Raw genomic sequence first — 5,951 nt, 5'->3', positions numbered from 1 at the left:
AGAGCGTACCGCCCGCGTAGCGGGCGGTACGCTCTTCTAGGGTTATGCCTAGCTATAGGTTGTGAAACCCCTATATTGTTGTGTTCCATGCGATCGCAGATGCGGATAAGATTGTGAAGTTCTTCAGCGATCGATAGCGATCGAGTATTGTATGGATTTTAAAAGCATTATTCGCGATATTCCCGATTTTCCGCAAGAAGGCATCATTTTTAGAGATATCACGCCTTTACTAGCTCATCCTCAAGGTTTAACAGCAATTATTCAAGGATTTCAAACTAAATTTGCCGAATTAAATATTGACATCGATGCGGTGATTGGGATTGAGTCGAGGGGATTTATCCTCGGCGCACCACTAGCGATGCAATTAGGGGCAAGCTTTATCCCAGTTCGCAAGCCTAAAAAATTACCATCAGCCGTATTTCGCGTTGAATATGCGCTGGAATATGGAACCGATACGCTAGAGATTCATCAAGATGCGATCGGGGCAGGAAAACGAGTAATCATCATTGATGATGTGATCGCCACAGGGGGAACAGCGGCGGCTACCGCTAAATTGGTCGGGCAAACTGGAGCGAAATTAGTAGGTTATGGATTTTTAATTGAGTTGGATTTTCTTAATGGCAGAAAGGCTTTGCCAGAGGTTCCAATTGTTTCGTTAGTTAACTATTAAGTAGTGCTGCTGTCTACTGTATCAGAACAGTCCAAAAGAGGGTTGCCGCGCGGAGCGCGGCAACCCTCTTTTGGGATTTGGTATTACCAGTCAAAAGCTGTCAGCAAAGACTTGGTGATCAAAACCCCTAGGAAACCAACAGGAACGAACCACCGTAGATATCTGACGAGTTCGGCAACGATAAATCTGTCCATCCTCTTGGCTACATCGGGATTAAATAGCGTGATCGACAAAAGTACTGACACAAGCTGATAAGCATGACCTGTAGTGAATACCTGAGATACTAGGCTATTGCTGCCAAGCCAAGGATATCGCACGGAAAAGGTAAAGGTAAGCGCTACTAGCGCCAAAATTGAGCCACTCCAAGCAACCAGACGGGGCGATAAATCAACATTTGCACAGAAAGTGAAGATCGTGGGCACGATCAAGGTCAAGAGGAAGGGAGTGAAAATGGAGCCTAGAATTGCGTTAGGTATGCGCTTAATCGTTACACGCGCCTCAATCTGGCGCAAAAATGCTCCATTCCAAGCACGGGTTTGGGAAATGTTAAAACTGATGCCCTGCGGATTCCACCCATTAATCTTGAGTTCGGGATCAAGCCCTGATTCGTTGATATCATCTTGATCCTGAGATAGCGAAATCTGATTGCTGTTGTATTTAGATGACAGCATGGCTACTAACAGTGACTGGGTGTCAAAAGGGAAAGCATCTAAATTTAATTTGCTCTCGAAGGTCGCCTTGACTCGCTGGATCAGTTCCACTTCGCCATCATAATGGATGAATAGCCCTGGGGAAATCTGGGCATCTTTTTCGATGATGTTGGTGATTTTAATCTGAGGATTCCAGATCGTCGCTAACTTTGCGACAGCGGCTTCTTGCCCAAACTCCAATCGATTTGTTCCCATCTCGCCAGTATCGAAGGCTAGACGCGGATCGTTCCACACATATCTAAGATCGAATTGACTCTCAAAGGTATTGGTGGCTTCGTTAATTTTGTTGATGCTATTTACGAACAAAGACACTCCCACTCGCATTGGCAAGGCAACGTTGGAAGGGAAAGGCACAAGATTATTCATCCCTAGAGGGTTTGCCGTCGAGGTGGCAGGCTTTTTGGCGCTGTCTTTGACTACTGGGGACTTGGCTGCATCATTATTACTAGTATTACTAGTTTGATTATTACTGGTTTGATTATTACTGGTTTGATTAGTTACAGATGCATTGTTTACTGACGTTTTTGCAGCATCATTATTTGCCGTTTCGGGATTAGATTGAGCAAAAACGGCGATCGCCGATGGGTTTGTCACCGAATCAAAGTAAGTAGCCAAGCTAAAGGAAAAGCATAGTAAAAAAACGATCAGTACAGGAAATAGCGAAAATTTTTGAGGTTTACGCATTTTGCGACTCCTTGTACCCATTCCGATCATTATCGCTAGCTTGAAGGGTCTGGAGCGATCGCGCCATGTCGCCAATTTCATCCTTACGGACTGACAAATCCTCTAGGTCAGAAGATGGCTTGCCCTCGGCAAGCTCCTTACTTGCATTAGCGATCGCCTCAAAGGGTTTGAGCAACATGGCATTGACCACAATTAGCAACGCCCCTGTAAGCAACACTATCTGCAATGCCGCCATGGCGATATTGCCCGTGAGCGCCCATCGCTGCTGGATCTGAAATTCACTAAAGTCTCGAACGGCAACCACCGCGCCAATGCGTTCACCTTTGTAGTCCAGCACTGGTACTAACACCAGTCCATAATCATTGCCATTTAAGGTGATGAGTTCGGTGGAAACATCGCGAACCTTGGCGAATATTGCAGGAGATAACAAGGGTTTGAGCGCTGTCCAGTCAGTGACTTCAACGGCTTGGTAACCACCCACAATCCGTTCATTATCGGGACGCGGGATCAATTGGGCGACCTCGGTCATCAATTTATCATCGATGAATACACCTACGTCAAAGCCAGTATTCGTCTTGGTTTGCGTCAGTACCGATGAGAAACTCAAGCCGATTTCAAAGCTACCGATTAGTCCGTCATCGTCTTTGACGGGATAGACTGCGCGAATGCTCAGTCCACGACGACCGATCTCCATGCCTCGTTGGGGTTCGCCAGTCCGATTGGCAACGAGAACCATCTGACGGAATCCACTCAAGTCTTCGCCATGTCCGTCTTTGAGGGCATAGATACGGAGAAAAGAGGATGCGGGAGGCAGGATAAACTGTCCTTCCCTTACCCCAAACTGATCGCGCTGGACGATCATCGCTGGCAACAAACGTGCGGCGATCGCATCGCGGTCTTTGGTGCGAAAAGCCTGTTTGATAGATGGCAAAGATGCCACCAATGAGGCGCGGGCGGAGGCTTTGTTAATTTGCTCGTTGATGTTGCTTTGGATTAGGGTAGCTGTGGTATTCAATTCGCGTTTTTTGGCACTTTCGATCATGGAATTGCTCGCCCCAAAGCCCGAATATGCCGATACAACTGATGTGGTTATGGCTACCATAAACAACAATAGTTGAGATTTCCACTTGATATTCATAAACTCTTGACAGCCATCCAGCTGGAGGCTGATGAAATTTTTAGTTGTTAATTTTTTACAGGTCTAAAATAGCAGCAAGGTGGCAGCATTAGGTACTGCTAACTTGCTGGTGATTTTAAACCAAGCGATCGCTATAGGTAATTGCAAAAGAGGCGATCGTGACGATCAAAATTAAGGGATAGATGATCCAAGAAGCCAAATTTAAGTAGTTAAAAGCCTTCTTATGTCCCTCTTTGTCCAATTTAGTACCGATGACCGTAACCAAAATTGGCAGTAGACAGAGACAGAAGTAGACATAAAATACATACTCCATCGCCACGGTATAGCCGACTTCGGGTAGTTGGTTGTTAAAAGATAACAGCAACACAATCCCCGACAACAATGCTGAGGCGGGAGCCATTGTACGGGGCACAAACATTGAATAGGGGAAAAATAAACAACAGTAGGTTAAGAGAGACAGTAAAATCAACGGCAAGACATTCTTGGAGAGAAACACTAGGGTCTTGCGTTGAAAGGTCATCCTAATGCTCAATCCAGGATACTCAATCTGGGCATTGGACTGAAATAAATCGGGATCGCCTTGAGTGGAAGTGCTGCGGGATGCGTCTTGGAAATAGGTAATATCTTTAAAATTCCAAAGTTGTAGTCCTTGAAAGGGCTTGCGCTCGACATCTTTAGGTCTTGGCAGTTTCAAGCCCACGGTATCGATCGCATAAATCAAGCGTTCTGTCGAGAGATTGGGATTATCAAAACGCAAGTTTAACTTCTGCGAATCAAAGGGATAATCGCGAAAATCAAAGGCATTGCGAAACTCTCCCCGTACGCGATAGAGCCGATAGTTTAAGCCATTGACGACCTGTGCTTTGATGGGAGCCTTACCGTCAAATACGGGCGCAGTGGGATTAACACTATTGCTCACTGCATCGGGGAACTGAATCTCTGTTGGTTCATCATTGCCACTATAGCGGAACCATATATAAAAATCGGCGGTAAATGTCGTCTTATCAATTCGATTCAGCTTATTGATATCCATGCCCGCATAAACTACGCGCTGCCGCCAAAAATACTGATCGCCCGATTGCACAATACTACCCGCTTGGATTTCTTTCGGTAAATTAAGCCTTTCAGGATTCGAGATCGGCGTAAATTGTTGATTGGCAGAAATCAACTTTTGATTTTGGAATTGGGCAAGGCGCACAGGCTGATCGCTATTGCGATCGCTATTGAAGTACAACAGTCCTGTTAAGCCCCTTATGCCAACTTTGCGGTTGTTGAGTTTTGCCAAGGCATCGCGCACCAGATCGCGATCGCTGTTTAGGCTCGCCGTTGTTAAAGCAGGATTAGCTTTACGAATCGCATCTACCGCGGCGATCGCCGCCTCATAGAATTTTGCTCCTAAATAGGAAGGAGTTTTGTTATAGGTTTTTTGGTAAGCAGCTAGGAAGTCTTGGGCATCAGCTCCCGCACTATCAAACAGAATTGGCAAGGGGACATACATACCTTCGGTAAAGAATCCTGGATTTTTCTTTTCCTCATCATATTTGTCAAACCGTTTGGCAAAGGATTCTCGACCTAGAGCTTGTTCACCGAGAAGAGAATTTTTTAAACCCTTTTGTTTGAGGGCAACTAGAAAATCTTCCGCAACATCTTCCTTGGAGGTGGTTAAAAATAAAATTCCCGCTTCAGGCTCGGCGGCGATTTCATTGACGATTTGCTGGACTGAGGCTTTGCGGTTATTGGGATCGGAATCGATCGCCCATATTTTCTGAATTTTGCCATTACCATTGGCTTCAAAAGCAGATTTGATGACTTCCGATTGAGTCTGCTCGTTTTTACTAGCTTTGTCATAGATTACGCTCGCAGTTTTGAACTGAAGTACTTGCTGGGCATAAATTGACAAGGTTTTGGCAAGGTCGGGATTAGTATAAATAATCCGAAAATAATAGGGGCGATCGCTTGTAACTTTGGGATTATTTGCCGTCCCAGTAATCGCTGGTAATTTGCGTTCTTGGTAAATACTGCCAGCAGCGATCGAGGCATCAGAAGAGCGATGCCCTAAGACCACCAATGCATCGCTTTTAGCAATATCGTTAGCAACTTGAATTGCACCATCAGCATTCCCCTTGTCATCAAAAATATTTAACTTAAGTTGACGACCATTGATCCCGCCATCACGATTAGTGGCATCAACATACAGCTTGATACTGTCAACTATTTCCTGCCCCCCACTAGCCCCATCTCCACTTAGGGGGGCAGCGACCGCAATCGAGATTGCACCGCCTTCGGCTCTCAAGCCTTGGGCAAACAGACCATTGAGTGACATCGCCACCAAAAGTGCAGTTAAGGCGATCGCCCAAAACCTCACAACTGTTTTACGCATGAAATTACAGCCGTCCTCTTTAGAAATTGCCTATTATTTACTAGAGATACAAATTACCACTTATATCTACCACCTATCTATCGCCAAGTGTATCAGGGCATAATATCAATTCACTGAAGTGTTGGCTCACTTCAGTGAATTAAAAAACAAACCCCAGTAATACCAATTCCCAAAAGTGTGGCTACACTTCTGGGAATTGAAAACCAAACCCAGTAAGGGTTTTAAAATCACAAAATGGCTACGCCATTTTGTGATTTGGTATAAGGTGTTGAGATTCCTAACATGACCGACGGCAGTGATTATCTTGCAATTTTAATACTGCAAGCTATAGATAATTTAAATAAAAACTACAGCTTCGACTTCGCTCAG

At 45.1% G+C, this 5,951-nt stretch carries 4 protein-coding genes; 1 reads left to right on the top strand and 3 read right to left on the bottom strand.

Going from position 1 to position 5,951, the window contains the following annotated elements:
- The first annotated feature begins 151 nt into the window (after positions 1–151).
- Complete coding sequence (locus tag AC805_RS02955) at positions 152–670, top strand: adenine phosphoribosyltransferase (RefSeq protein WP_055074033.1); 519 nt, start codon at positions 152–154, stop codon at positions 668–670.
- A gap of 83 nt (positions 671–753) precedes the next feature.
- Here the strand turns inward: AC805_RS02955 and AC805_RS02950 are convergent, their stop codons facing one another.
- From AC805_RS02950 to AC805_RS02940, 3 genes are all read right to left on the bottom strand, one after another.
- The gene (locus tag AC805_RS02950) at positions 754–2,064 is read right to left on the bottom strand and encodes a hypothetical protein (protein ID WP_055074032.1); all 1,311 of its coding nucleotides are present in this window, start codon (positions 2,062–2,064) and stop codon (positions 754–756) included.
- Complete coding sequence (locus AC805_RS02945) at positions 2,057–3,202, bottom strand: cache domain-containing protein (protein ID WP_082429381.1); 1,146 nt, start codon at positions 3,200–3,202, stop codon at positions 2,057–2,059. The genes AC805_RS02950 and AC805_RS02945 overlap by 8 nt, the downstream gene beginning before the upstream one ends.
- A 115-nt stretch (positions 3,203–3,317) precedes the next feature.
- Positions 3,318–5,582, bottom strand: coding sequence for an ABC transporter substrate-binding protein (locus AC805_RS02940; RefSeq protein ID WP_055074030.1), 2,265 nt, complete (start codon positions 5,580–5,582; stop codon positions 3,318–3,320).
- Positions 5,583–5,951: the final 369 nt, after the last annotated feature.

This window comes from Pseudanabaena sp. 'Roaring Creek' (assembly GCF_001402795.1).
Lineage (GTDB): Bacteria > Cyanobacteriota > Cyanobacteriia > Pseudanabaenales > Pseudanabaenaceae > Pseudanabaena.
Note: the sequence above shows the minus strand (reverse complement) of the source record. Positions and strands in the feature narration are given on the sequence as shown.

Excerpts from the sequence above, each read along its gene's own strand:
- AC805_RS02955 (WP_055074033.1), top strand. The coding sequence starts at position 152 with ATGGATTTTAAAAGCATTATTCGCGATATTCCCGATTTTCCGCAAGAA.
- AC805_RS02950 (WP_055074032.1), bottom strand. The coding sequence starts at position 2,064 with ATGCGTAAACCTCAAAAATTTTCGCTATTTCCTGTACTGATCGTTTTT.
- AC805_RS02945 (WP_082429381.1), bottom strand. The coding sequence starts at position 3,202 with ATGAATATCAAGTGGAAATCTCAACTATTGTTGTTTATGGTAGCCATA.
- AC805_RS02940 (WP_055074030.1), bottom strand. The coding sequence starts at position 5,582 with ATGCGTAAAACAGTTGTGAGGTTTTGGGCGATCGCCTTAACTGCACTT.